General features: G+C 55.3%; 26 protein-coding genes and 1 other RNA gene. 11 read left to right on the top strand and 16 right to left on the bottom strand.

Features of this window, described 5'->3' with window-relative positions:
• The first annotated feature begins 104 nt into the window (after nucleotides 1-104).
• Nucleotides 105-461, top strand: coding sequence for a helix-turn-helix transcriptional regulator (locus D1646_RS19300; protein ID WP_160638015.1), 357 nt, complete (start codon nucleotides 105-107; stop codon nucleotides 459-461).
• 71 nt (nucleotides 462-532) lie between these two features.
• Here the strand turns inward: D1646_RS19300 and D1646_RS19295 are convergent, their stop codons facing one another.
• The 7 genes from D1646_RS19295 to D1646_RS19265 form a co-directional block, all read right to left on the bottom strand.
• Nucleotides 533-1,360 (bottom strand): PD-(D/E)XK nuclease family transposase, encoded by an 828-nt coding sequence (locus tag D1646_RS19295; RefSeq protein WP_347565255.1) that lies wholly within the window; start codon nucleotides 1,358-1,360, stop codon nucleotides 533-535.
• A gap of 133 nt (nucleotides 1,361-1,493) precedes the next feature.
• Nucleotides 1,494-2,870, bottom strand: coding sequence for a hypothetical protein (locus D1646_RS19290; protein ID WP_160638013.1), 1,377 nt, complete (start codon nucleotides 2,868-2,870; stop codon nucleotides 1,494-1,496).
• Nucleotides 2,871-2,918: 48 nt separating this feature from the next.
• Complete coding sequence (locus D1646_RS19285; RefSeq protein WP_160638012.1) at nucleotides 2,919-3,467, bottom strand: hypothetical protein; 549 nt, start codon at nucleotides 3,465-3,467, stop codon at nucleotides 2,919-2,921.
• A gap of 6 nt (nucleotides 3,468-3,473) precedes the next feature.
• Nucleotides 3,474-4,562, bottom strand: coding sequence for a replication initiator protein A (locus tag D1646_RS19280; protein ID WP_160638011.1), 1,089 nt, complete (start codon nucleotides 4,560-4,562; stop codon nucleotides 3,474-3,476).
• A gap of 38 nt (nucleotides 4,563-4,600) precedes the next feature.
• Nucleotides 4,601-6,742, bottom strand: a complete 2,142-nt coding sequence (locus D1646_RS19275; RefSeq protein WP_160638010.1) for a VirD4-like conjugal transfer protein, CD1115 family — start codon at nucleotides 6,740-6,742, stop codon at nucleotides 4,601-4,603.
• On the bottom strand, nucleotides 6,735-7,850 hold the full coding sequence (locus D1646_RS19270) for a hypothetical protein (protein WP_160638009.1): 1,116 nt from the start codon (nucleotides 7,848-7,850) through the stop codon (nucleotides 6,735-6,737). Before D1646_RS19270 ends, D1646_RS19275 begins: the two co-directional genes overlap by 8 nt.
• Nucleotides 7,851-8,119: 269 nt before the next feature.
• On the bottom strand, nucleotides 8,120-8,383 hold the full coding sequence (locus D1646_RS19265; RefSeq protein WP_160638008.1) for a hypothetical protein: 264 nt from the start codon (nucleotides 8,381-8,383) through the stop codon (nucleotides 8,120-8,122).
• A gap of 296 nt (nucleotides 8,384-8,679) precedes the next feature.
• Between D1646_RS19265 and D1646_RS19260 the strand changes: the two genes are divergently transcribed.
• The 3 genes from D1646_RS19260 (at nucleotide 8,680) to D1646_RS22795 (ending at nucleotide 9,735) form a co-directional block, all read left to right on the top strand.
• On the top strand, nucleotides 8,680-8,985 hold the full coding sequence (locus tag D1646_RS19260; RefSeq protein ID WP_160638007.1) for a hypothetical protein: 306 nt from the start codon (nucleotides 8,680-8,682) through the stop codon (nucleotides 8,983-8,985).
• Nucleotides 8,986-9,051, top strand: an RNA gene (locus D1646_RS19255) — hammerhead ribozyme type II. It abuts the gene before it with no gap.
• 246 nt (nucleotides 9,052-9,297) lie between these two features.
• Entirely contained in the window at nucleotides 9,298-9,735 is a 438-nt protein-coding gene (locus D1646_RS22795; RefSeq protein WP_243154251.1) for a hypothetical protein, read from the top strand.
• Nucleotides 9,736-9,822: 87 nt separating this feature from the next.
• Here D1646_RS22795 and D1646_RS19240 read toward each other — a convergent pair whose 3' ends face one another.
• Nucleotides 9,823-10,059, bottom strand: a complete 237-nt coding sequence (locus D1646_RS19240) for a helix-turn-helix transcriptional regulator (RefSeq protein ID WP_160638006.1) — start codon at nucleotides 10,057-10,059, stop codon at nucleotides 9,823-9,825.
• Between the two features lie 169 nt (nucleotides 10,060-10,228).
• On the opposite strand from D1646_RS19240, the gene D1646_RS19235 reads away from it, so the two are divergent.
• From D1646_RS19235 to D1646_RS19220, 4 genes are all read left to right on the top strand, one after another.
• Complete coding sequence (locus D1646_RS19235; RefSeq protein WP_160638005.1) at nucleotides 10,229-10,477, top strand: hypothetical protein; 249 nt, start codon at nucleotides 10,229-10,231, stop codon at nucleotides 10,475-10,477.
• A 14-nt stretch (nucleotides 10,478-10,491) separates the two neighbouring features.
• A complete protein-coding gene (locus D1646_RS19230) occupies nucleotides 10,492-10,938 on the top strand; it encodes a hypothetical protein (RefSeq protein ID WP_160638004.1) in 447 nt (148 codons plus the stop codon).
• A 49-nt stretch (nucleotides 10,939-10,987) separates the two neighbouring features.
• Nucleotides 10,988-11,206, top strand: a complete 219-nt coding sequence (locus D1646_RS19225; protein WP_160638003.1) for a hypothetical protein — start codon at nucleotides 10,988-10,990, stop codon at nucleotides 11,204-11,206.
• A 214-nt stretch (nucleotides 11,207-11,420) separates the two neighbouring features.
• On the top strand, nucleotides 11,421-11,567 hold the full coding sequence (locus tag D1646_RS19220) for a hypothetical protein (protein ID WP_160638002.1): 147 nt from the start codon (nucleotides 11,421-11,423) through the stop codon (nucleotides 11,565-11,567).
• A gap of 427 nt (nucleotides 11,568-11,994) precedes the next feature.
• Here D1646_RS19220 and D1646_RS19215 read toward each other — a convergent pair whose 3' ends face one another.
• From D1646_RS19215 to D1646_RS19190, 6 genes are all read right to left on the bottom strand, one after another.
• On the bottom strand, nucleotides 11,995-12,999 hold the full coding sequence (locus D1646_RS19215; RefSeq protein ID WP_160638001.1) for an asparaginase: 1,005 nt from the start codon (nucleotides 12,997-12,999) through the stop codon (nucleotides 11,995-11,997).
• A complete protein-coding gene (locus D1646_RS19210; RefSeq protein WP_160638000.1) occupies nucleotides 12,996-14,021 on the bottom strand; it encodes a LysR family transcriptional regulator in 1,026 nt (341 codons plus the stop codon). Before D1646_RS19210 ends, D1646_RS19215 begins: the two co-directional genes overlap by 4 nt.
• A 57-nt stretch (nucleotides 14,022-14,078) precedes the next feature.
• Nucleotides 14,079-15,110 (bottom strand): NAD/NADP-dependent octopine/nopaline dehydrogenase family protein, encoded by a 1,032-nt coding sequence (locus tag D1646_RS19205; protein ID WP_160637999.1) that lies wholly within the window; start codon nucleotides 15,108-15,110, stop codon nucleotides 14,079-14,081.
• 69 nt (nucleotides 15,111-15,179) lie between these two features.
• The gene (locus D1646_RS19200; protein ID WP_160637998.1) at nucleotides 15,180-16,406 is read right to left on the bottom strand and encodes a Xaa-Pro peptidase family protein; all 1,227 of its coding nucleotides are present in this window, start codon (nucleotides 16,404-16,406) and stop codon (nucleotides 15,180-15,182) included.
• A 16-nt stretch (nucleotides 16,407-16,422) separates the two neighbouring features.
• Nucleotides 16,423-17,964, bottom strand: a complete 1,542-nt coding sequence (locus tag D1646_RS19195; protein ID WP_243154250.1) for an AbgT family transporter — start codon at nucleotides 17,962-17,964, stop codon at nucleotides 16,423-16,425.
• A gap of 296 nt (nucleotides 17,965-18,260) precedes the next feature.
• Complete coding sequence (locus D1646_RS19190; RefSeq protein WP_160637996.1) at nucleotides 18,261-19,241, bottom strand: recombinase zinc beta ribbon domain-containing protein; 981 nt, start codon at nucleotides 19,239-19,241, stop codon at nucleotides 18,261-18,263.
• Between D1646_RS19190 and D1646_RS24055 the strand changes: the two genes are divergently transcribed.
• The 3 genes from D1646_RS24055 to D1646_RS19175 all read left to right on the top strand — a co-directional run bounded on the left by D1646_RS24055 (nucleotide 19,216) and on the right by D1646_RS19175 (nucleotide 21,101).
• Nucleotides 19,216-19,647, top strand: coding sequence for a DNA topoisomerase (locus D1646_RS24055; protein WP_347565254.1), 432 nt, complete (start codon nucleotides 19,216-19,218; stop codon nucleotides 19,645-19,647). The two genes, D1646_RS19190 and D1646_RS24055, sit on opposite strands and share 26 nt — an antisense overlap.
• A 245-nt stretch (nucleotides 19,648-19,892) precedes the next feature.
• Nucleotides 19,893-20,282 (top strand): cysteine-rich VLP domain-containing protein, encoded by a 390-nt coding sequence (locus tag D1646_RS19180; protein ID WP_243154249.1) that lies wholly within the window; start codon nucleotides 19,893-19,895, stop codon nucleotides 20,280-20,282.
• Between the two features lie 414 nt (nucleotides 20,283-20,696).
• Complete coding sequence (locus D1646_RS19175) at nucleotides 20,697-21,101, top strand: TnpV protein (RefSeq protein ID WP_160637995.1); 405 nt, start codon at nucleotides 20,697-20,699, stop codon at nucleotides 21,099-21,101.
• Between the two features lie 11 nt (nucleotides 21,102-21,112).
• On the opposite strand, the gene D1646_RS19170 is transcribed toward D1646_RS19175, so the two are convergent.
• Nucleotides 21,113-22,498: a radical SAM protein gene (locus D1646_RS19170; RefSeq protein ID WP_160637994.1), complete on the bottom strand. Its 1,386-nt coding sequence runs from the start codon at nucleotides 22,496-22,498 to the stop codon at nucleotides 21,113-21,115.
• Nucleotides 22,499-22,758: 260 nt separating this feature from the next.
• Nucleotides 22,759-23,253, bottom strand: coding sequence for a hypothetical protein (locus D1646_RS19165; protein ID WP_160637993.1), 495 nt, complete (start codon nucleotides 23,251-23,253; stop codon nucleotides 22,759-22,761).
• Nucleotides 23,254-23,626: the final 373 nt, after the last annotated feature.

Raw genomic sequence — 23,626 nt, 5'->3', positions numbered from 1 at the left:
TTCTAACAGCTTTGGCAACAATGCGGAAAAAGACACGGCTGGCTGCCGTGCCTTGAACCGTAATTCTATTGTAATAGAAGAATTTGCTAAAAGGAGAATACACTTTGGAGCTGGATTATAAGGCGCTCGGGAAGCGGATCAAGATTGCCAGGATCAACGCCGACATGACTCAGAACAGGCTTTCCACCATGCTGGAGATGTCCCCCTCCCACATGAGCAACATTGAAACCGGAAGCACCAGGATCAGCCTGACCGCGCTGGTCAGCATTGCCAACGCCTTGGGCGTGACAGTAGATGATCTGCTCTATGACAGCATCGTCCACGCCAGGCCGCAGCTTGAACGAGACATTCAGCAGATTGTGGATTCCTGCGACGACTACGAGCTTCGTGTGGTCAAGGACGTTACTCAGTCGGTGGTAGACGCTCTGCGGGCCAACGAAAAGCTCCGGCAAGACCTATGAAAAAAGCCCTCCTGTTCCTCGACGGATACAGAAGGGCTTCTCTATGCGCATAAACAAATTAGGCTGCCAAGTCACATACCCTGACCAGTCTGCAGCTTTTTTACTTCGTCCAAGGGAAGGCCGGCAATCTCAGAAATTTCTTCCAACGCATACTTGCCGATTTCCAGCATTCGGAGGACGGTTAATCTCTTTTCCTCTTTCTTGCCTTCTTTTACACCCTCTTGTAGAGACTCGTTTCTCATATCTTCCATGGCCTTGCACATAATTGAGATTCCCTCCTTATCCTCTTTGAAAAATCTAACTCGTTCTGCCAGTTCATCGTAATACATATTTGCCGGGTCTGTGCAGGAAAAATCGTGCATCAGTTTACCGATTGGCGACTCATCCCGGTATGCGCCATTCATATAAAGAATATGTGATCCATCCCCGAATATTTCTCCGGTCTCTAAAAAACAGCGTTCAACCGGGTAGCGCGGCAGTCCTTTCCCAATCACGTCACGCTCCGTAATAAAAATCACCCACGTCTCCGGCAACTGGTCAAAGTCCTCACTCTTATGAAGCAGATTTGCGTCCATCATGCTGCTGTTATATCTTGCCCGCTTTCGTCCTGCTCCTTTGTCGGAACGCTGAATTTCCACGTTTATGGTTTGCCCGGTGCTGTCGGTTGCCAGAACATCCAGCCGCACAGAGCGGTTAAGCAGATTTTCCACAAACACCTGGGTACGGACATCCTCAACCTTCAGGTCAGGCTTCTCCATCACAATTCGGAGAACAAATTGGATGTACTTGGGGTCTCCATCAAAACACTTCGTCAGAAAATCATCATCCAGCAGGCGGAAACCTCTAAGCCGCTGCAGGTCCTCCTGGTGCTTCTGGTCAATCTGTTCTGTCGTTGTCAAAACTGCCACCTGCTTTCTCATAACCCTTGGATTGATTTTTATATTATCATAAATCTCACATTTATTCAAGAGATACAGACAAAAAGAGGCGGGCGGGGATATCATTCCCCACCCGCTTCCTATCAACAGTTCTCTACCACTTGGACAGAATACGGCCATAAATCAGGCTGCGCTCATAGTCGTACTTGACCACCGCCAGGATCACCGTGTCTCCCTTGCGGAACTCACGGTCGGTGTGTTGGGCGGTGTAGAGGCACAGACAGGTTGTGCCATCCGGCATGGTGCAGAACACCCCGCCGCCATACTTCCCGCTGATGACCGCCTGACGCCGGCAGCCCAGTGGGTGGCGGACAACAGCCCCCTCAAAGGGATTGGGGGCGGCCTCCTTGATAGAGACACGCAAGAGACCGGTGGCACGGTCGTACTCCTTGAGGATGCAGTCGTAGTGCTCACCCGGGCGGTACTGCTTCCGCAGATCGTCGTAGCTGGAGTAGCTGATGTCCCGGTAGCGCAAGGTGAGGTCCCGGCCTCCACACTCGATCAGGCAGCGGTTGGGACCCACGGTCAGGACGCGGCAAGGCAGGCGCTCTCCAGGCTCATGGCCTCCTCTGGCCGTATCGAAAGCGTGCCGCCGAATCACGGCTCCCATGCGGCGGGAGGCGGTGGCCATGCCGCCCACACGGTCCACATCCAAAATCACATAGTCGATCTCCGCGCCGGACATATTCCGCAGGACGTGGGTAGGCCGCTCCTCGCCGGGCATCCACATCTCTGTCTCCGGAATCAGCACCTTGACCTTGTAGGCGATCACCGCGGCGCAGTAGATCCTCCGCCGCTCCACCTGGCCGGTCTCCCGGTTCTGTACGTTGAAGGCGTGGGCCTCAATACCGATGATCTTCCCGGTCAGGACGGACTTGGAGCGGAAGGAGGCATAAATATTATTCCACTCCTGGCGCTCCGGTTCGGTCAGATCCCGGTCCAGCTTGTTCAGGTCTAAAGACAGAAGCCGGCTGTGGTTGTTTGCCGACCTCGTGGGTCTGGCCCTGGGCGCGGCGGGCCGCGTCCGCTCAGGCTCCGGCGTGTCTGGCTGGGCCGGAGACGGGACGGCCGCTTCTACGGACTCCGGTTCTTCAGCGGGCGCATCACTCACATCCTGTTCGGCCAGCCCCATCACCACAATGCCATCAGCGGCGGCAGTGGGTTCCGGGTCCAGCTGGTCAGCCTCAGACAAGCCCTCACCCAGGGGGCCATCTTCCAGGGGCGCGTCCTCTGGCGCGGGCAGATCCTCGCCCTCCTCCAAGGTATCCCCAAGGACCGGGGCCGGGTCGTTTGTCGCTTTCTCCGTTTTCTTTCTGGCCGCGCGTTTTTTCTTGGGAGGTTCCTCCGGCGTCTCGGTCTCTACAGGCTCGGGTACGTCAGGGCCGCTGGCCGGCTCCAGCTCGGGCACAGTGGCGGGCTGCGTAGCCTGTTCCTCCTGGGTCAGGCCGTTTTCCATAAGTTCCATTTCCATGTTGTTTTGCTCCTTTCCAATTTTTGATGTATTGGGCCGCCTGGCGGGTCACTTCCCGGCCTCACCCCCTTTGTAGAACCGTAGACGGTCCCCTTGCCGCAGGATGAAGTAATGACTGCGGGCCAAAGTGATCTGCTGGTGCTGGGCCGCGTCCTCCAGGGGCAGCAGGAAAATGTAGTTTTTCGGCTCCGCCTGCAGCAGCTGGCTGATACGCCCCTCATGTCCAACGGATACCGGCATAACGGCGAAGTAGTCGATCCACCCGTCGGCCCGCTGGACCAAAAAGCAGAGCTTATAGGGCGGCTGGAGGGAGACACGGAGCAGCCGGTCAGGGTGGAGCGCCAGAAGAACATCCAGCGCCAAAAGCATTTCCAGGTCCGGGGGCGCATCCCTCAGCTCCGGCAGGCAGACCAGTCCCTCCGGGGAGAGGGTCAGCTGTCCCAGATACCGCAGGCGGCGCAGCAGGGCTTCGGCGTGCTTCAGTTCCTTTTGCGGCTCGTTGATCCGCAGCAGCGGCAGTACCTGGCCGGCCCGGACAAAACCGGCTGTCTCCAGGATGTCCATGAAATAACGCTGGTCCTCCGTCAGATTCATCACATACCGTCACCTCGGTTCCGGCGGTTCGCTGGTCCCGTTCAGATACGGGTCCACCAGGACGTCGCTGTGGGCCTCGCAGATGGTGTTGAAAATCACCGCCATGGTGTAGGCGGTGGAGTTCCTCACATCCCGCTGGTTGCTCCGCAGCTTGCCCTCCACGCTCTGGAGGATCACGGCGTCCAGGTCCCAAAGCCGGGAGCGCACATTGGCCCGGGGAAGGACGGCTTTCCCGATCCGAAAGCTGTCCGAGTAAAACAGCCGCTCGATGGCGTTGGCGAACACCTTCGCCGTCTCCGGATCGAATACCCACAGCTCGCAGTTGTCCAGAATCCGGGCAAGCTGCTCCTGTTCGCTCATGCCCAGAACAAAATTTCCTCCCGGCGGCTCCGCGTCCGTCCGTCCCGCTGCCTGGCAGACGGACGGACTGGTTTCAGTATGAATCGAATCAGTATGACTTTTTTCTCTTTGACTTGGGTGCGGTTTCGGCACTTCTGGATGTGCCATTCCCGCACTTCCAGAGATGCCGTTTTCGCACTTCTTGAAATGCTGCTCCGGCACTTCTAAGGCGGGTGTGGGGGGACACTCTGGGGGTGAAGTCTTATCAAGATGTGCAGATTCGGCACTTCTTACGTCCCCACCGTCCGTCGGCTGATTTGCAGGAGCAGCGCCAGCGGCCTCATGCTCCGGTCCTACGAATGGAGCGCTGCCGCCTTTGACCTCCTCATGCTCCACCAGGGCCAAGTAGATCTGATTGGCGTTGCCCCGGCCGCACCGCTTCTCCCAGATCAGCCCAGCGGCGGACAGCTCTTTCATGGACTCGATGATCTTCCGGTAGCTGACCTGCATCTCATCGGCCAGGGAGTGGCGGGTGTAGATGATGAACACCGCCCCGTCCTCATTCACCCAGCCGTTGAGCCGGGAGAGCTGGAAACGGTTGAGCAGAAAGGTATAGGCCACCTTGCTCTCCAGGGCCAAGCCCATATAGCGGGGGTCGGTAAAGAGCCAGCGGGGCATCTGAAGGTGGTAGATATTCTGGATATCCCCCTGCTTCATCAAAGGGAAGGAGGGCTTCTGAGTCATGGGCGCTGCCTTCATAGTCAATCTCTCCTTTTATAAGTGGAAGGACAGCGCACTCAGCGCCGTCCCTCCTCATGTTGGTCTCCGCCCACGTCCTGGGGCAGTGTTTCTATTAAATCGAACGCACCATAGGGGGCGTCCTGGTCTGGTCCAATCTCCGGCCCCTCCAGGTCGACCAGCTCCGGAGACAGGAGGCCATAGTCAAATTGCTGGGGAAAGGTGATCGGGGTCGTGGCTGGAACTTCCTGCTCCGGTTCTGGTGCTGGAGCGGGGGCAGGGGCCGGCCTGGTCTTCTCAGGCGGGCTGGCCTCTTTGGGCGCGGTGGGCGGTGGAGCGGGCTTTGCCTCTTCCTGCCGCCAGTGGGGGGTGTAGTCGGATATCCGCACATCCCGCAGCTGTCCAAAGCTGGGGTGTTCATCCGGGATGATCTTATAGAGGCGCAAGGGCTTTTGACCCCGCAGTAGCACCAGGCACTCCCGGTTGTCCATCCGAAGGATCTCATCCGGGAGCATCAGGGCCCGCTGGGTGTTGCTCTTGGTCTGGCTGTAGGGCCGGGTGGAGGTGTAGACCGGGGAGAACAGCGGCGTCAAAGGCATCTGGTTATTCTCCACCTTGATGGTCACCATGCCGCACTTCTTGGAGATGTAGGTGGCGGTGTCCACGTCGTTGCAGCCCAGGCATATCTGGATATCGGTACAGCCGATCAGCTCCTCCCACTCCGTCTTGGGGTAGCGGTCCTGAAGCTGGGGGATGGACTGGACAATGATCTGGCAGAAGATGGCCGAGCCACGGCAGACGTTGAGCACCCGCTTGAAGTCCATCAGCTTGCCGATGTTACAGAACTCCTCCAGGCAGACGTTCACCGTCACTGGCAGCCGCCCATGGTCCCCGTGCCTGCGGCCGTAGTCCATCAGGCTGGTAAAGAGCTGAGAGAAAAACAGGGAACTCAGAAACTCCAAGGACGAATCCTGGGCGGAGATACAGCAGAAGTAGGCACAGGGCTTTTTTCTGGGCAGCGTCAAATCAATCTCGTTGTAGGAAGTGATCTTGTCCACCAGGGGATTTTGGAACACGGACAGGCGGTTGCCTAAGCCGATGGCGATGTTGCCCCAGATCTGCCGGTTGGCCAGCTTGAAGATACCGTAGGGGGCCAGGGCCGGGTGTCCCTTGGGCAGGGCCTCAAACCTCCGCTCCAGGTTGGCGAAGGACTCATTGGACAGCATCCGGTAGATGGCCCCCAAGGACCGCTGCTGGATGGGCAGCAGCTCTTTCGTCCCGGGGACGGTCTGGGAGGCGACGTAGTGCATCAGCGCCATGAGCAGATTCAGCTCCGCTTTTTCCCAGAAGTCCTGCCGCTCGTTGGCGTTGGATGTATTCTTGATGATGACCTCCGCGATAGACTGCACCAGGTCTTTGTTGTGCTCGATCTCGCTGAGGCAGTTCCAGGCGTCGCTGTTCTCCATGTCCAGAAGGTTGAACATCCGGACATCGTAGCCCTCCGCCTTCAGGAAGGCCGACATACTCTCATAAATTTCGCCCTTGGGATCGACCAGGACCATGCTCTCCTTCCGGCGGGCGGTCTGGAGGATAAAGGGTTTGACAAAGCCCCGGGTCTTGCCGGAGCCGGTAGCGCCGTAGATCATGATGTGCTCCGTCAGGCCGCAGCCGGGTTTGAGGGTGACGTACTCGGCGTACCTGTCGTCCTCCTCCGGACTGCCCTTCTGCTTGCCCAGGAGGGTGCGGTCCAAGTCCTGGATGGGTCCGGTGAGGACGATCTGCCCCTGCTCCTTCCTGCCCATAAAGCCCGATGTGCCGTGTGTGCCGTCCGGGAGAATGTCAAAGCCCCGCTTGTCGTGGATGTACTTGTACCCGGAAAACCAGATGTAGCCCTTCTTGGTAATGAGACAGACCAGCAGCGCCCCCACCACTGTCACCGCCAGTCCTGTGGGGGTAAAGACGGCCAGCAGATTGAAGAACGGATTGACCACCCAGATGGAGGTCACGGACTCGCTCTCCGGTCCAAAGACGGCCCGGTTTCCCAGGCGGATGGAATTGATGAACATACCGTAGAAGTACCAGGCGGACAACCCCAGGGCAAGATAGAGCTTCCACTTCCCCTTGTACTTCTCCAAGTGCCGTTCCAGCTTTTTCCCCCAGCGGTCCTCCAGCTTGGCGATCTGGGTGGAGAGCCTAAACATGGGCCAGCCCTCCCTTCCGTCTCAGCGGTTCCTCCGGCCAGGGGTCGCCCAGAATACATTCGCCGCCAAAGGCCACGGAGAGGACCCGGGCATTGATCCGAAGGGGCCGGACAGGTATGTCCCGCGGAAAGTAGTCCAACAGAAGTCCGGACATCTGGCCCTCCAAAGCCGCTACCAGAATTTCCTTTCGGCCCTGCTGCCGGGCGTCCCAGCATATCCGATCCAAGCGGCGCAGGTCCATATCCACAGCGATCACCAGAGGGTTTCCATCCACATGGCCGTCCGCCTCCGGGAGCCGGTCATCCTCCGCTTTCCACCGGGCGCCGAATGCGGCCTGGGCAATGCGGGGGCGGTAGTCCGTCTGCCGCATGATAGCAAGTTGGAGCGCCCCGGTATCGTCGCAAGAGAGCAGACAGGCCGGGATACCCAGCCGGGGGTATGCCTGGCTGTAGTCCACATAGCCCTTTTTGCCGTTTCGCTCAGAGGGTGTTGTTCGGGTCAGGATTTTATAAATGGCCTGGTAGTTCTCCCCCGCCAGGATAAGGGCCTGGGGTGTGTCCAGCCGCTCGCTGAATATAGAGGACAGGTTGTGGAGATGGGACAGCTCATTGTTCATAAAAAAGCCGGTACTGTGCTCACTGACGTACAGGACCATATAGGCCGTATTTCCCCAGTGGCCGAAACCAGCGCAGCCGGCGGCGTTCATCAGGTTTCCGTCTCCGGTGCGGAGGGTAAAGGCTGGGAGGAAAACAGGCTGGTGTTTGAGGCGTTCCACCTTGTCTAAGGCGGGCTCAATTCCTGCGCTGAGACAGGTGAACAGGATCGAACCGACCTCTAATCTCCGTCGAAGGGTTGGGCTGTTGGAATAGGGACGTTTCGCCGGGGGCTGAAATCTGAGGTCAAAGGTAGACAGAAGCTGATAGCCCTCCGGGGAGAGGGACAGGTATTCGCCGTTCCGGGAAAAGGTGAGCAGTCCCATTAGGGACAGCAGGCCGGCCTCCCAGGAGAGCTGTTTCAAGGGGGACAGCGCCCGCAGCGGGGCGAGGGGTAGCCATTGGTAGGCCCCCGCCAGACGCAGCAGGCCAAAATCCCTGCGGTCGTACAGCATCGGGGACTCCTCCTTTCAAATTGGGGTGTCATTGTAACCGAAGGTGGCATAGGAGGGTTACAAATTTTCAATGTAACCGAATATCAGAAGTGAAAAAAGCTTGATATTTCAAGGGAAAACAGGGCTGACCTTCGGTTACATCCATAGTCCGATGTAACCGAAGGTCAGGCATAGAATTGTATCGCCATTGTAACCGATGGTGCGGGATTTTGACGATGGTTTGTAACCGGAGGTCACAGCGTAATTTGCGGTTCCAATGTAACCGAAGGTCAGCGGGAAAAGGGGAAATGATCTGAGCGCATAAAGAAAAAGTCTCCTGCGTCCTGCACCGGCAGCACATAGATGTGGCATACCTTTTCTGGGGACCGCTGGGCCAGCAGGCACAGGCTCAGGCTGAACTGGTCGTCGTCCGCGACCAGCCTGCCCTTGATGGCGTTGCTCACTGCCTTCCAACCCTTATTATCTTCATCGTAGACCTGGCGGGAATCCACGTCGCAGAGCTCCTCGATCACCAGTAGGGCATGGTCCACCATAGGGGGCTTATACGAACACCCACCATCTATTTCGTTGGTGTGGCCTTCGTGCTGGCCCTGCCGCTCCCTGAGAAGCGGCGCTAAAAATCAGGCATCCGGTCTATATGGCTGGGTGCCTTTTTCTGTCTTTGCCTGGGGGCGGCGTGTGCTGCCTCCAGGCTTTTTTGGACAAGTATGCCATACACACGCCGTATATTTTAGACTGTTTTCCAGATTGATTTTAAGGCGCTTGCATCGTAACATTCAGCCATCCTGAAGGGCGGGAAACCAGCCCAAAATAAACGGAGGTAAATAAAATGAAACTTTCCAACTACGGCTATAAAGAGCGCACCACAAAGGTCTACCCGATGGAAATGGGCCAAATGAAAAACCTGGTTCTCCAGGCTATGGTTCGGAACGATGCAGAGGATTACCTGGTGCGAATCGTCAACGTAACGGTGGGCGAGGTCCTGGAATACGACGGTATGCGGGAGCTGATAATGGCGGACCTGAACAACGTGTACGAGGTGAACATCCTCCGAATGGCCAGTGTCCATATGAACGATACGGGGCGGGACGTGATCGTGGTGAATATCGAGGAAATCGAGGACGAAATGTTCTAAAGCCGAAACGGGCCGCTGGCCCGTCGCCGGGAACCGCCCCACCCGGCCTGATGATGGCAGGGCAGAAAGGACTTGTTATGGCTGAAATTAAAACGTGGGCTGTCACCTATAGGCATCCTGTGACCGGGCAGCTTGTAAAAGGGCACCAGTTTGCTGCTACGAAAAGCGAGGCTCTGCGAAAGGCGAGGGAGGCCAATCCTAAGTGCGACGTACCCGGTAAACACTGGATTGTCGTTTCCGCTGATGAAGTGGTCTACTAAGCCGAAACGGGCCATAGGCCCGTCCACAGGAACCGCCCCACCTGTGCTGAAGATGGCAGGGCAGAAAGGACACAGTATGAGATATTATAGCACGCAGCGCCCGATTGGGCCTGGGACCTTCCCGAAGCGGGAATGGAACAAAGTTCTGGAAATCCACAATTTCGACCAAAAAACCTACTGCGAGGAAATTGGCCGGGAGGCTTGGGGATATATCGACTACGAGAAGCCGCTCGACCGGTACGACTGTAGCTCCTACGAGCTTACTGCAGTACAAACGAAAATTCTGCACCTGCAGTATATCGGCATCGACAGCTGGGGGCGCTACGTCTACGAAGATGAAAACGGCGATCTCTGGAAACTGACCGATTGCTGCTCCCCGAGGGAGGTGTGTGAGCAGCGTGGGGATACTCCACATTCCGCTTGCAACAATGCCTTTGATGGTGAGCCGGATTGCCCGATGGGCGCAGAGATTAAGCCGGAATATATCTGAAAGCAGCCGCCGGGGTCCGCCCTGGCGGCTTTGCTCTGCCCTGGCCTGGATAGCAAAGGCGGCGGTCCTGCGTCCGCCGCCTTGCTACTACTTCTCCGCCGGGTCCGCCTCAGGCTCGATCAGGTCCTCTATATGGCATTCCAGGACCTGGGCCACCTTCAGTAGCTGGTACACGTCACGGGGTACCCTGGTGCGGTTCCCCCAGGCCTCCAAGGTGCCCGTCGGGACGCCGCTGCGTCTGGCCAGCTCCCGGCGGCTGATACCCTTTTCCATGCACCTGCGGTCTATGGGGATCATGTTTGCTCTTTCGGTCAGCTTCGGCATTTCGCCCACCTCCTTGTGTAGTCCTATCATCATACGGCGTGTGCGAGGCAGTTGTCAATCAGTCAAACTTGCCATACACACATCCCGTATTTTGGACTCTTTTCCAGATTGCTTTTAATGCGTGTGCGCTGTAACATTCAGCCACAATCAAACGACGGAGGTACTCAAAATGATGAATCTGGATCGTGTGGCCGCTGGCCTCTCCCGTATCGGGATGAACGTGGAAATGAAAACCGGCGAGAACGGGAAGCCCACTGTGGTGGCTTCCGTCGAAACCGGGCGGGGGCTGCTCTCCGTTCTCTGCCTCCCGGAGGGCGCTCGGCTGGGGAAGCCCAACGGCTCCAGTAAGTATCTGTATGAGTGCAGTGAGGCGAAGCTGTGGGCCGTGGACGAGCAGACCATTAAGGCCAATCGGTAAGGGAGGAAGGGCTTATGAAATACGAAATCTTCAAAACCTGCGTGGGTTATACCCTGGTTATCAACCGGACGGGCGGTACCCGCAACGACTACCGCTTCGCCAGCAAGGCCGAGCTGAACCGCTGGCTGAAGCTGGCCGGTATCCGGTATGGAGGTGCTGGTATGGCGGAGATTATTTATCTGGACGACCATCGGGCTGGCGTCCACCTCTACTGCCCGGAAATGGGCCAACGGAAGCCCGAGGTCCAATTGGAGGCCACCCTGGGCCACTACGGCACCCACTACTATGTGGATACTCCCCTGGAACTGAAGGGGAGGGGAATTACTGAAATCGTCCCGGTCTGCTGGGCACCCGGCTGCAAGAAAGATGTGGAAGGCTGGCGGACCTACCGGGTCACCCGCAGGGCCTTTGAAAAGCTCAAGGCCCAATACCCCATCGCCATGGAAAATCTGCTGGACTGAACCGAACCGCCGGGGGTGCTGCCCCCGGCCTACAGAAAGGATGGAAATTATGAAATACCTCGCTTTCCGCATTGATACGACCTCGATCAAGGATCATGCTGTGGCGCATGGCTTCTTCGTCCGGGGACAGCACCAGAGTGATTACAACTGGCCGCTGCTGGGCGAATTCCCGGATATGGAGGCGGCGAAAGACTTCATCCGGTCCCAGCGGACCGACCCGGTTCGTCAGACCGTGTATGGTCCGGGTGGCTACGGGATCAAGCTGTAAGAAATCGAAGCGCCGGGGCTGCTGCGCCGGCGCTTTTCTCCGGCCTGTGCGGCATGGCAAGTTTGCCATACACACGCAAGGAAATTTAGACCATATTCCAGATTGAGTTTAAGGCGCTTGCGTTGTAACATTCAGGCACATCAAGGGGGATACATCCCGAGCGAACGGGCACGACCGGGAGCCGGGAAATCTTACCGGGCAGGAGGTAAAGCAAATGGAGGAATGTAGCATGACCGCTACGGAAGCCGCAAGGCTCATTGATTGGCTGATTGCCAACGGGCACTCTGAGAAGGAAGCTACCGAGTGCATCAAGTACATCGCCACTGGTATCCAGCGGCCCCCGAGAGACCCCAGCAAGTAAAAAGTTAGGCTCCCCAACGCCTACCAAAGCCAAGGGAGCCTAACACCAAAAGGGCGGATGGGACCTGCCTCCCATTCCGCCCCCATGGTAACACGAAGGCAGGAAAAAATCAAGGCCCGGTCAACGGGCGAACATGGAGGCATGAAAAATGTTTGATAAAAAAACTGCCTTATCTTTTGCTGTACACTTTATGCTGGCATTTTTATATATCATATTTCGTTTACAAAGTCAAAGACGATTTCAAGATGAGGGGTGGTATCGGCTTTCCTCTGAATTTCAGTTTTGACTATCCAAATCGCCAGTATGGGATAGAAGCCGCTTAGGCGGCCCAAATACTAAACTTGTAGTATTCAATGATTTTGCAGCGTTCACCGGTAAACTCGAAGCACATATTGATATTGCCGTTTTATATAGTCTATCGTCCCAGCTATGCCCGGATCAAATCATATTGTATTGTCTGATAAAATCGAGCTTCAATTTCTTCTGGACGGTCAGTCTGTCCCAACACCCACATCAGTTTCGTAGCTGCCGCCTCCATGGTCATGTTATAAGCCTCCAGGATGGGGTATCTGTTTTTCAACTGCCGCCCCACCTGGTACACCGACATGTCGCTCCCCTCATAGGGGACCTGAGTCATCATCACAAAGGTCTTCCCACTGTCCAGCCAACTCTTGACAGCGCTGGAAAAACTTCCCTCCCCTAAGTCGGGCAGACCGCCTACCCCAAAGGATTGACAGATTACCGCCCGAAAACTGTCTTTCAACTGCTCCAGCACTTGGGCTCCTATCCCAGGAATGAGGGTCAGCAGCAGAACATTGGGTTCCAAGGTATGGTAAAAGGTAGGCTCAGCCCCATAGCTGTAGTGCTTCACGCCTAGATAGCGGATCAGCTTTCCATCCCGAATCACCGCAATTTCCGGATAATCCACACTTGAAAAGGCGTTATAGCTCTTGGTACGCTCCTTCCGGGCCCGGGTACCCAGGATTACCTTTCCGTCAAACACCAGGCTCACGTCATGGGAATCCTGAGCGGCAGCGTAGAGAAAGCTGTTGAATAGGTTGCGTTTGGCATCCGTCTCATCCAGGATGATGGACTTCTGGGAGCCGGTGATAACGATGGGCTTGGGCGAGTTTTGAATGAGGTAGGACAGTGCGGCGGCGGTGTACGCCATAGTATCAGTCCCGTGGGCAATGACAAAACCGTCATAGCTGGAGTAGCGTGCTTCAATGGCGGCGCTGATCTCTAGCCAGTGTGTCGGGCCGATATTGGTGCTGTCCAGATTCATCAGCTGGAGGGTATCTACCTGGCACAGCACCTCGATATCCGGGACATAGCGCAGGATCTCCTCCGAGGTGATAGCGGGGCTTAGACCTTGACCGCTCTCTTTGGAGGCAATGGTGCCTCCAGTAGCCAGCATAAGAATTCGTTTCATGGTATGCCTCGTTTCTCTGTGAGGAACTGATCCTCCCAGACCGGCTGGTTGGATATAACAGCCCCCACCTCTTGAATCATTTCCTTGAATTTTTGCGCCCCGACAGGAAAATACTTTCCACTCAAATAGCTGACCATAATGTCATCGTTGTAGTGCAGAGGAAAAACAAACAGCCGCGGGGTCCGCTGTGTACGCAGCTGATAGCGGAAGGGATGGAGGAAGCTGTTGGGGCAGACCAGTGCCCCCATCCCTTCAAAACACAGAGAAAGGGTGATATTGATATTTTTTGACTCCAAGACGATATTGGGGGTTATGCCAGCTTTCGAACAGCAGCTGTGAAAAATAGTGCCGGTGTGCAGATCTTTCTGGCTGGCCAGAAAAGGGAGCGCTCCGAAGTCTTTCAGGCCAGCTTTCTCCGGATGTGCGCACAGTTCCTCCCACCGGTCTGGAAGATAGGTCTCCAACAGATTTTGGGGCACAATCAAGACATATTGCTCCTTCCACACCAGCTCACAGGTCAGTCCCAGGGGATTTTTAGGGTAACGCCCGATGATAAGGTCCACCCTTGCCTCGCTGAGGAGCTGCTCCAACTGTTCTGCGTTTCCCTCCACCACATTTACCTTCATAGAGGGAAATGCGGCGCGGAATTTTGGCAGCAGCATGGGCAGATAGCAGGCCCCTCTGGCTGGGGTGATCCCCAGGGTGATTTCGCTGCTTTTGAAATCCTTGATATCTTGAATCTCCAGCTCCATCTCATCCAGCGACTGACACAGCAGTCTGGCGTGCCGCTGGAAGCACAGCCCCGCCGGGGTCAGCGACATAGGCGGCGTGCGGTCGAAGAGAGGGGTTTCAAAGTGCTCCTCCAGCTTGGTGATGTGGTTGCTCAGCGACTGCTGGGCAATGTGCAGGCGGCCTGCGGCACGGGTGAAATTCAACTCCTCCGCCGCGATTAAAAAGTACTCCAAATTGAGCAGATTCAAATTGCCTGCCTTTTTTACCACTCTTTTTCCAGTCTCTGCCATACCGCTGTCACTCCATACCGCCGCGCCCTGGGCGCGGTTGATTCTACAGCCTTTTTACTACAGAACCTCCTCCATGTCAACATTAAATTCCGGCCCGTCCAGCTCCGCCCGGTCGGCCAGCAGATAGCGGTAGGCATCTACCAACAGGTCGATCCGGGGGGTGGGAACGTTGTACTTTTTGCCCAGCCGGCTCACCGCCATATAGCCGTAGGGGACATCCTCGGTGAGAAAGCGGTGATAGGGGTCCTTAGGCAGCTTGACGCTCTTCAGACTGGGATTTTCCAGGCCCAGGTCCTTGATGTTGTCGTAGTTGACCTTCCAGGCGGCGTTCATCAGATCCAGAATGCTCTTGGATTCCCCGCCAATGGCCTTGGCTACCGCACAGCGCTCCGCGTCCGCAGCCATGACGAAGTCCAGCAGAATGGGGGGCAGACACTGGCCGTAGAACTGGGCGTCCTCCCCGTTGGCCATTCTGGTGATGTTAAAGATGCAGAAGGGTACATGGACCGGAGGATTGGTGTTGTTCATAGAGGTATCCAGCACGTTGGCCACCGGATAAAACTCGGGAAAGGCCTGCTTCAGCTCCTCCACCACCATGGGGCCGGCGCTGCCCGGAATGGTGGCAAAACTCATGGATTTTTTAGAGGTCTTCATAAAGGTAGTAGCCGGGTAGGTCAGGGAGGGGGAGGCCGCCAGGTTGCCGCTGGTCTCGCCGATGATGACGTGCTTCTCCCGCACCTCGTCCCGCAGCACGCTATAAAATTCATAGGCGCCCCAGTTGCCGGTGATGATCACAATGCGCTGCCCCTCCTGGAGCTTGCCCTTCAGCAACTCCGCCATGGGGCGGTGCCCCTTGGAGGTGGTGGTAATCACCAGGAACTTGGCCCCTTCGATGGCCTGGTCGATGTCGGTAAAGGCTTTCACCTTAAAATTTCCGTTCAGCGCACCCGATACTGTGATACCGCACTCGTTAACAGCTCTGGCCTTCTCCGCATCCCGGGTAAAGCCAGTGACCTCCAGCCCCCGGTCTACCAGGGTAGCCGCCGTGTTGTGGCCGATCTTACCCAGACCTAAAATTGCCGCTTTCATGGTAACAACTCCTTCTTGTATTTTGATTTCAAAACTGCCCTGAATTGGATTCAGGGCAGTTGGATTGGGTCAGCGGACCAGCCGGTCCTCGCCCTCCACCGGAGACTTGGTCAGAATCTCAATGCCGTCCTTGCGGACCACCACGGTGTCCGAGTGGCGGGTGGAGCCCCATCCGGCGAAGACCAGGCCGGGCTCTACCGTGACCACCATTCCCTCCTCCAGCACCATGTCGTTGTTCTTAGACAGGGAGGGGAACTCGTGCAGGCTCATGCCCAGGCCGTGGCCGATGCGTCCGGGAAGGAAGTCGCCGAAGCCGGCCTCAATATAGGGCCCCACACCGGCGTTATAGATATCGCCCACCTTTACACCGGCCTTCATCAGTGCAAAGACATTCTTCCGTCCGGCCAGCATAGCGTCGTAGGCCCGCTCATACTTCTCGGGGATCTGGCCGATTATCACCGTGCGTTCGTTCTCCGTGTGGTAGCCGTCAATGGCGGCCCAGCACACGGGAAGGCAGACCTCTCCCTCCAGAGGTACCCGGTCGCCAGGGCACTCACAGCCGTAGGGGACGCGGTATCCCGAGTTGGAGTAGCACCACAGCGCGGTGACAATGCCACCCTCCGTGTTGCCGAAGCTGCTGATCTCAAACTCGCTCAGCTCCTTGGCCCACAACTCCCGCATGGCGATCTCAGCGGCGATGCTGGCCTGGGCCTCGCTCTTGCGGATGTTGGCCACAGCGGCCTCCATACCTACGTTGGTCAAGCTGGCGGACAGGCGCAGCAGGTTGATCTCGTACTCGTTCTTGATGTTTCTGGACCGCTTCAGGAAGTCGGACACGTCGGTCATCTGGGCGGCGTTGGTGATATCCTGGAGCTTCTTGTACTGGTTGAGCGAGAGGAAGTCCCCCTCATAGCCAATGACCTTGCCCTTGATTTTCAAGTCGTCGGCAATGATGCTGATGGCGCTGTAGGCGTCATCAGCGATGGGCTTCTGGTTGGCCCAGGCGCCGAAGAGGCGGATATCGTCAATGGCGGCCTCGTCGGCGGAGTGGCGGGCCCGCAGGCTGTGAACCAACAGCACGGCCTCCCCCTGGGCGGGGACCACCACAACCACGGGGTGGCTGTAGAGAATAGGGTTGAAGCCGGAGAGGTAGAATGTGTTCTGGGGCTTGAAGCAGATCACGGCGTCGATGCCCATCTCCACCATGGAGCGCTGCATTTTGACCACCTTGTCCTTGTAGAGCTGCTTGCGGTCAAACTGTTTCAGGTCCTGCTTGATCTCAGCGATAGATTTCATATGTCATTCCTCCAAATTAATATAAGATTCCGCCGCCCGGTCCCAGGGGGATCTGGAAGACAAACCAGATGCACATCTGCGCCACAAAGCACAGAAAGAAGCCAATGGTGTAGGGCAGCATATTAGCCATCAGGGTTCCAAAGCCGAAGTCCTTGTCGTGCTGCTTGCACAGGGACAGGAGCATGGCAAAGTAGGCGAAGGCGGGCGTGATGGGATTGGTAAAGGCGTCGCCGATGCGGTAGCACATCTGGGTCAGAGCCGGATCGTAGCCCATCAGCATGAACATGGGCACAAACACCGAGGCAATCAGGCCGTATTTTGCCGAGGCACTGCCGATAAACAGATTCATAAAGCCCGACAGCAGAATAAATAAAATTAGAATCACTAGCATGGGCAGGCCGGAGTTGTTCAGGAGTTCCGCCCCCGTGATGGCTACGATGATGGCCAGATTGGACCACTCAAAGTACTTCAGGAACTGGGCCATCACGAAGCACAGCGCCACAAAGGAGCCCATATCCTTCATACAGTCACCCAAGGCGTTCACCACGTCGGTGCTGTTTTGGAAGGTCCCACAGGACAAACCGAACACTACGCCCGGAATAAAGAACAGCAGTGCAATGAGGAAGGGGAGTCCCTTCATCAGGGGAGCCGCCGCCACAAAAAGCCCGCCGGTTTCCGGGTCCCGCAGGATGCCCTCGGAGGGAATCATCCCCACCAGCAGCACCACGGCATAGATTAAGACGGAGATCAGCGCATTGCGCACGGCGCGGTTCTCCTCCGGAGTCAGCTTTTCTACACTGCGCTGTGCCTGCACCGCACCCTGTCGGGCGGCCAGCCGGGGTTCCACAAATTTGATGGTAATTATCACCGAGGCAACGGTGAGAATAAGCACCGAAAAAGCGGCAAAATACCAGTTAATGGCGGGGGAAGCGGAGTAGTTTGGGTCAACCAGCTGGGCTGCCGCCGCCGTAAAGCTGTAGTTGGTCACGTCCATGGAGGTGAGCAGCAGGTTGGCGCACATGGCTCCAGATACGGTGGCGTAACCACACAGCGCACCGGCCAGGGGATTGCGGCCCATGGTGGCAAAGATGGAGGCGCCCAGTACCGGCATGATAACGTACCCCACGCCGCCAGCGGCGTCCGCCATAACGCTGACAAAGCAAAAGACAATGATAACTTTCAGGTCAGAACCATTGGAACTCTCCACAATCTTTTGCAGGGCAATGCGAAACAGACCGGACCGCTCACAGATCCCGACACCGAACATACAGGTGAGCACCGGACCCAGGACGGAGAGAGACTGGAAATTGGAGACCATGCTGGTCAGCATTCGGGCAATCCCTTCTCTGGAGAGCAGATTGTACACCTCCGCCGTCTCTCCGGTAGCCGGGTTGACCGCCGACAGGCCTATGCTGGAACAGATCCAGGATGCCAGAATGATGATGACGCAAAACCAGACAAAGAAGATCATCGGGTTGGGAATTTTGTTGCCAATTGCTTCAACGGTGCCGTAAAAGCCCTTGGAACGGGGTTTTTCATTTGCCGAATTTTGACGCAAGGAAGATTCCCCCTTTCTTTTTGTGTAACACATGGAAGTGGCCTGGACTTATACATATTGTACAAATAAATTTTTCTGCAGTAAAAATTTATATTTAAATTATATTGTTCCTTCCTACAGCTGTCCAACACTTTTTCCTCTCGTGTGCTCCAGCAAATTACCTGTACCACTGTGCTCTATTATCATTGTCAACTGGTTCCCCAGCTTGCTCTGGCAAACACCAAATCAAAAGATGCTGTTTCGTCAGCTGCCGCAGGTATCTGGATCACTGCCTGTCCCCCGTACAAAAATGCGTTTTAGCCCATTTCCATACCGTTGAGATATTGAGCCTCATAAATATTGAACTCGATTTGGATTCCGTAATCTCTAGTCAATGTCACGGCTTTGATAAGATAGGAAGCTATCATTTTTTGTTCTTCTGAGGGAGCATTAGTAAACATATCTGCCCAACTGAGCAGCCGGTGGTGCTGTTCCAGAATTTCATCTGCCACGACCTTTGCTTCGTCGGCCTTGGATTGAAGCGTTTCAATTTCTTCCGTCAGGCTAATGAGAGATTGCTGAACTGAGTCCATCCTTTTTTTGATCTGCTCGGGGGAAAAAACACAGGTTCCTTCCAGAGAATCCAACATCAAACCTTCCCGTTTGACCAATTCTCTGAAATATTTCGCATGGTCAGCTTTGGCCTTTGTCAGTTTCTGTTGATACTCTTTTGCCGTGCTTTGGACTTTCTGCTTTGCAAAATCTCTCTCATCGATTGACTTTGCCCGGGCAAAAATCCCCTGTAAGATATCTTTGATTACTTGGTCCACTTTTTCAGCGCGATAGGTGGTGGGTCCGTCACAGATGCCTTTATGTTGTGTACGGTTGTAGCATTTGTAAATTGGTATCCGCTCAGAAACTTTGTTCGGATCAGTATGGTGACTTTTCCTTCCGGTCGAGGCAAATATCCGCCCTCCGCAATGGCCACAGAATACGTTGCCAGATAAAAGCGCCCGTCCGGAGTTCCGCTTAGGAACAGTACGGGGTGGGCGGTTTGTGGGTATAGTTCCATCTTTCAGAAGAGAAACATCCACACCCCATGATGCCGCACATTTTGCTTCATAGGTAGCGGAACGCTGTTCCCGGCCTCGCTCTACTCTGGTAAATTGCTCTGGAGATATGATTTGCAATTCTGGAAATATTTCAGAGCGTGTCTCCTCACTGCGCAAAATGCCCTGGGATATTCCGTAAAATATTTTGGATCGAAGAATAATGGAAAGGCTCTCCTGTACGTTCATTGAAGACACTATCCTGGCCTCCATGGAGACTGCCGGTGTTGAGGATATGCCCGATGATGTGGAGCGGAAGGGCATCGGGACCCCGGCCACCCGTGCCCCCATCCTGGAAAAGCTGGTGTCCGCTGGCTTTGTGGAGCGGAAGAAGGCCAAGAAGGTCACAAGCCTCATTCCTACTCAGGAGGGCTGCTCACTCATCACTGTCCTGCCGGAGCAACTGCAATCCCCGCTGCTGACGGCGGAGTGGGAGAACCGGCTGAAACAGGTGGAGCATGGGGAGCTGTCCCCGGAGGACTTCATGGAGGCCATCTCCGCCATGGTGTGGGAGCTGGCGGAAACGTGCGCCCCGGTCCCTGGCGGCGAGGTGCTGTTCCCCTCCAGCTGGTCCCTGCCCCCGGTGCAAGAGTAATGTCACTGAGAGCAAGAAGGGCTTTTTCTGTGAAAATCCTGCCTGCCGGTTCGCCCTTTGGAAGGACAACCGCTTTTTTGCCGCCAAGAAAAAATCCTTCGACAGGGATACCACCTCCGCTCTGCTGAACGAGGGCAAACTTCATCTCATTGACTGCTGGTCTGAGAAAACGAAAAAGACCTATGACGCCACGGTGTCCTTGAAGGATGACGGGGAGAAAACCAACTTCCGGCTGGAGTTTGACAATGAAAAAGGTAATGACAAGGGCAACAGCTGACCTCCCCCGCATGACCGAAAATCAGTTTTCCAGGGTCAAAAAGCTCCTGCGCCGTCTGTACGCCAATTATGACCGGGGAAACTGCCTGCTGCTGGATGACGGTTACGACCCCTGCCCTTGTCCGCAGCTGATCTCCAACACCCTGCTGTGCCGGTACTTTCGGAGTGCTGTCCTTCCATCTGACCAGGAGTTGTGGGGAGAGCTGCTGGGCCAGGCGGGAACGCGGAAACGCTGTGCTATCTGCGGCGCTCTGTTCCTTCCCCGGAGCAATCGGGCTCTCTACTGCGAGGACTGCGCCGGCCAGGAAAAGCGCCGGAAAATCCGGGAGCGAGTGCGCCGCCACCGGGCTGGGATGTAACGCTTTAGGGGCAAAAAAAGCCCCCTATTTCAAGGACTTGCGGAACGGATTTTGTTGGGGACGTATGATTTGACTTGTACCCCGGAAAATTGAGGTCTAAAGCGTTACACAAAACGGGCAGTCACCGCTTTGAGTGACTGCCCAATAAACTGGAATTGGAATTGCCCAATTTTAAGGGAAGTTATCCCTTGCCATAAAGCATTAATAAAGTCCTCCAAAAGCCTTGAAAACAAAGGATTTTTCGCAGTGAATTCACCTTATTTCTTTATTCGGTTTCACATGATGTTACCCTTGCGCTGGTAGCTCATAAGGGCAAAAGCAAGGGAAAGAAAATCCCATAAAAAGATATAACAGATTGTGGCAATCAGAGAGCTGTGACGTATGTGCGAATATATTATAGCGGAGGATTTCAATATGGACAAGTATATTTTTGATGAGAGCAACGGTTTGTGGTATGAACTTCAGGGAGACTATTACATCCCTTGCCTAATTCTACCGGCAGAAGAAGATCAGCCCATTGGTCTATGGGGACAGCGGCACTTACGGTACATCAAGAAATATCGCCAGATCCTCTACACTAACTTGCAGTTGAGTGGTAAACTGGACAGCTATCTTGTTGACATTGACCAGCAGGCCGAGACGCTGTTCTCCCAGATGGTAGAACAGATGGCCCAGCGGCAGTTTGTGGGCTGGGCTCATTGCGGATGGAGTGCCCGGTGTTTTTGCACTGCTTCTCGTCAGGCGGGGGATGAAAAAATGGTGATGGGCACTAAACCTTATGGCGTTAACTATGGCAGCCATACTGGTTTTTATATTTAATTGTGTTCTCACTATACCCATGCTCTTTTTGCCACGCACTCTGAGCAGCTGCCGCAGCCATGGGTGCAAGCCCATATTTCATCGGCTGTCTCCGCCCATGCCGCCGCCTTTTCTTTGCATTTACCCGCAAGCTCCCGCACATCCTCCGGAGACTGCAAATCGGTAGAATGAGCGCCGGAACGCTCTACTACATCCACCAGCGCTTCCGGGTTGTCCAGCAGCGGACAGGGCCGCAGGTGGTTTTGGTTCCAGGGCTGGCCCTCCTTGTAGGCTGTAAACAGCGGGGCCTGCAGGGCCTCCAGCAGTGTGTGGGTGCGGATATTCGTGTCTGAGTAATGAATGAAGGCGTACGGCTCATAGTCCCCGTTGGCGTTGATATGTAAGTACACCCGGCCTCCGGCCAGGCAGCCCTTCGAGTATTCACCGTCATTCCAGAAGTCCAGGGTGAACAGCGGCTTTGTCTCCCGGAACTTCCGTACCTGTTCGTACATGAATCTTCTCTGTTCCGCGCTGACCATCAGCTCCGGCACCGCCTCATTGCCCACGGGCATATAAGTGAACAGCCAGCAGAACCGGGCGCCCCAGGCGATCATCTGGTCGAAGTATTCCTCCGAGCCAATGACCTCTACGTTCTTGCTTGTGTAGCAGCAGGAGATGCCAAAAGGCAGCTTCTTCTCCCGCAGGATGGTCATGGCCCGCTCCACAGCGGCAAAGGTGCCGCTGCCACGCCGGAAGTCGGTGGCTTCCTCAAAGCCCTCCACACTAATGGCAGGGATGAAATTCTTTACCCGGAGCATATCCTCCGCAAACTGATCGTCAATGAGGGTCCCATTGGTGAATGCGGTAAACTGGCAGTCCGGATGAGCCTCGCACAGCCGGATGATGTCCTTTTTCCGCACCAGCGGTTCACCGCCGGAATAGAGGAAGAAGTAAGTGCCCAATTCATTGGCCTGGTTGATGATGGAATCCAATTCCTCATAGCTCATGTTCAGCCGGTTGCCGTACTCCGCCGCCCAGCAGCCAGTACAGTGTAGGTTACAGGCTGAGGTGGGGTCCATGAGGATGGCCCAAGGGATGTTGCAGCCGTATTTTTCCCTGCTCTCCGCCTGTTTTTGCATCCCCAGGACGCTGGCATTGAAGAAGAAGCTGCGGACGGTGGTTTTCAGGACATCATGGTCCACCTCCTCACACAGCTTGACTACAAACTTGTTCCAGGTATTATCCGGGTCTGCCGCCATAGGGCGGACCACTTCCAGCTGTCTGGCGTGTTCCCCGGTGATATCCAACGTCTCCACCACATCCAGCAGGCGTGAAATATTGTGGGCAGGGTCTTTCAAAACATAGTTCATAGCCAGATCCAGGGCCAAGCCCTGGGCTTTGGTAAATAAATTGTTCATCGTGTGTTTTCCCTTCTGTTTGATTCGTTTCGGATCGATCAGTAACTCTCGTGGTGAGCGAATACAGCGGCCAGGATCGCCGCTACCATGCCGATGCCCGCGGCCACCGCCGCCAGGATTGCAAATGTGCGTTTCATGAAAACACCTTCCTCTATGTGAATTTACGGCATCAGCCGCCTAAGACGATGAGAGTTTATCAAGTTTATGTTGTTGCATTGCTATAGAAGCGTTAGAGAATTATTAAAAAATTACAGTTGTAATTAAACGACTCCTGATACCACTTCAAAGAGAGCGGGCGATGCCCTCAGATCCCGCAGCAGATGGTTTGGCAAAGTAAGACAGGCGGGACGGGAAAGCTGGGTGGCTCCGGTGGATTCCAACAGCTCCGCAATAAATTGGGAGCAGAAATACCGTCTGTGCCACCGCAGGGGTATGCGGAGAAGGGCGCAGAATAAACCAAATTTTGTATATTCGTAGAATTGTGCGTTGCGCTCAACAAAACGCAGTTTACGCCGCAGTCCCTCGTACACATCGTCCGGTACTGCCAAGCGCAGCTGCAAGCTTTTTGTAACGCCTCTGCGCCGGTACTTCTCAAGCGTTTCCTGGCAAAAACCTTTGAAGCAGAAGCTGTAATAGTATGAGCAATCCTCATCCAAGGAAATGGCCGCATGGGTATAGCTTCGGCCTGTCAGGTAGTAGACCAGCTCAGCCAAAGGGTCGGAGTATTTTGTCCAAATGACAGATATGAACCTCATTTTGCGTACTCCTTTTCCTGGAACAGATCTCGGTATGTCACCTTCCCAGTGACCACCACAACAGCGATCGACAACAATCCAATCAAGATATTCATGGGAGTCTCCTTTCTCCTGTTGATGGTGCAATCATACCGCTGATATGTTGGGGTAATGTCAGAGTTTTGTTTGAGTTATAAGAAAAGTAAAAGAACAGTTTGGGAGCCGCCATATGGCCCCAAACTGTTCTTTTACTTGCCCGTGCCGGATCAACTCAGATTGATTTTGTCAATATGAGTTGACACATTTCGCGCAAGGATTTTTAGGATCTAAGCAGCCACCGCAGTGAGGGACAGATAGAAGCGTTCTCTCTTGACAGCGGGTGGGAGGCCACCGT

The organism is Pseudoflavonifractor sp. 60, from assembly GCF_009911645.1.
In the GTDB taxonomy this organism is placed as follows: domain Bacteria; phylum Bacillota; class Clostridia; order Oscillospirales; family Oscillospiraceae; genus Lawsonibacter.
This window is presented reverse-complemented; position numbering and strand designations above follow the sequence as displayed.

What these genes read in the sequence shown, in the direction of transcription:
- D1646_RS19290 (WP_160638013.1), bottom strand. Translation starts at nt 2,870, where the DNA reads ATGGAAATGGAACTTATGGAAAACGGCCTGACCCAGGAGGAACAGGCT.
- D1646_RS19280 (WP_160638011.1), bottom strand. Translation starts at nt 4,562, where the DNA reads ATGAAGGCAGCGCCCATGACTCAGAAGCCCTCCTTCCCTTTGATGAAG.
- D1646_RS19275 (WP_160638010.1), bottom strand. Translation starts at nt 6,742, where the DNA reads ATGTTTAGGCTCTCCACCCAGATCGCCAAGCTGGAGGACCGCTGGGGG.
- D1646_RS19270 (WP_160638009.1), bottom strand. Translation starts at nt 7,850, where the DNA reads ATGCTGTACGACCGCAGGGATTTTGGCCTGCTGCGTCTGGCGGGGGCC.
- D1646_RS19265 (WP_160638008.1), bottom strand. Translation starts at nt 8,383, where the DNA reads ATGGTGGACCATGCCCTACTGGTGATCGAGGAGCTCTGCGACGTGGAT.
- D1646_RS19260 (WP_160638007.1), top strand. Translation starts at nt 8,680, where the DNA reads ATGAAACTTTCCAACTACGGCTATAAAGAGCGCACCACAAAGGTCTAC.
- D1646_RS22795 (WP_243154251.1), top strand. Translation starts at nt 9,298, where the DNA reads ATGGCAGGGCAGAAAGGACACAGTATGAGATATTATAGCACGCAGCGC.
- D1646_RS19240 (WP_160638006.1), bottom strand. Translation starts at nt 10,059, where the DNA reads ATGCCGAAGCTGACCGAAAGAGCAAACATGATCCCCATAGACCGCAGG.
- D1646_RS19235 (WP_160638005.1), top strand. Translation starts at nt 10,229, where the DNA reads ATGATGAATCTGGATCGTGTGGCCGCTGGCCTCTCCCGTATCGGGATG.
- D1646_RS19230 (WP_160638004.1), top strand. Translation starts at nt 10,492, where the DNA reads ATGAAATACGAAATCTTCAAAACCTGCGTGGGTTATACCCTGGTTATC.
- D1646_RS19225 (WP_160638003.1), top strand. Translation starts at nt 10,988, where the DNA reads ATGAAATACCTCGCTTTCCGCATTGATACGACCTCGATCAAGGATCAT.
- D1646_RS19220 (WP_160638002.1), top strand. Translation starts at nt 11,421, where the DNA reads ATGGAGGAATGTAGCATGACCGCTACGGAAGCCGCAAGGCTCATTGAT.
- D1646_RS19215 (WP_160638001.1), bottom strand. Translation starts at nt 12,999, where the DNA reads ATGAAACGAATTCTTATGCTGGCTACTGGAGGCACCATTGCCTCCAAA.
- D1646_RS19210 (WP_160638000.1), bottom strand. Translation starts at nt 14,021, where the DNA reads ATGGCAGAGACTGGAAAAAGAGTGGTAAAAAAGGCAGGCAATTTGAAT.
- D1646_RS19205 (WP_160637999.1), bottom strand. Translation starts at nt 15,110, where the DNA reads ATGAAAGCGGCAATTTTAGGTCTGGGTAAGATCGGCCACAACACGGCG.
- D1646_RS19200 (WP_160637998.1), bottom strand. Translation starts at nt 16,406, where the DNA reads ATGAAATCTATCGCTGAGATCAAGCAGGACCTGAAACAGTTTGACCGC.
- D1646_RS24055 (WP_347565254.1), top strand. Translation starts at nt 19,216, where the DNA reads ATGGAAAGGCTCTCCTGTACGTTCATTGAAGACACTATCCTGGCCTCC.
- D1646_RS19190 (WP_160637996.1), bottom strand. Translation starts at nt 19,241, where the DNA reads ATGAACGTACAGGAGAGCCTTTCCATTATTCTTCGATCCAAAATATTT.
- D1646_RS19180 (WP_243154249.1), top strand. Translation starts at nt 19,893, where the DNA reads ATGAAAAAGGTAATGACAAGGGCAACAGCTGACCTCCCCCGCATGACC.
- D1646_RS19175 (WP_160637995.1), top strand. Translation starts at nt 20,697, where the DNA reads ATGGACAAGTATATTTTTGATGAGAGCAACGGTTTGTGGTATGAACTT.
- D1646_RS19170 (WP_160637994.1), bottom strand. Translation starts at nt 22,498, where the DNA reads ATGAACAATTTATTTACCAAAGCCCAGGGCTTGGCCCTGGATCTGGCT.
- D1646_RS19165 (WP_160637993.1), bottom strand. Translation starts at nt 23,253, where the DNA reads ATGAGGTTCATATCTGTCATTTGGACAAAATACTCCGACCCTTTGGCT.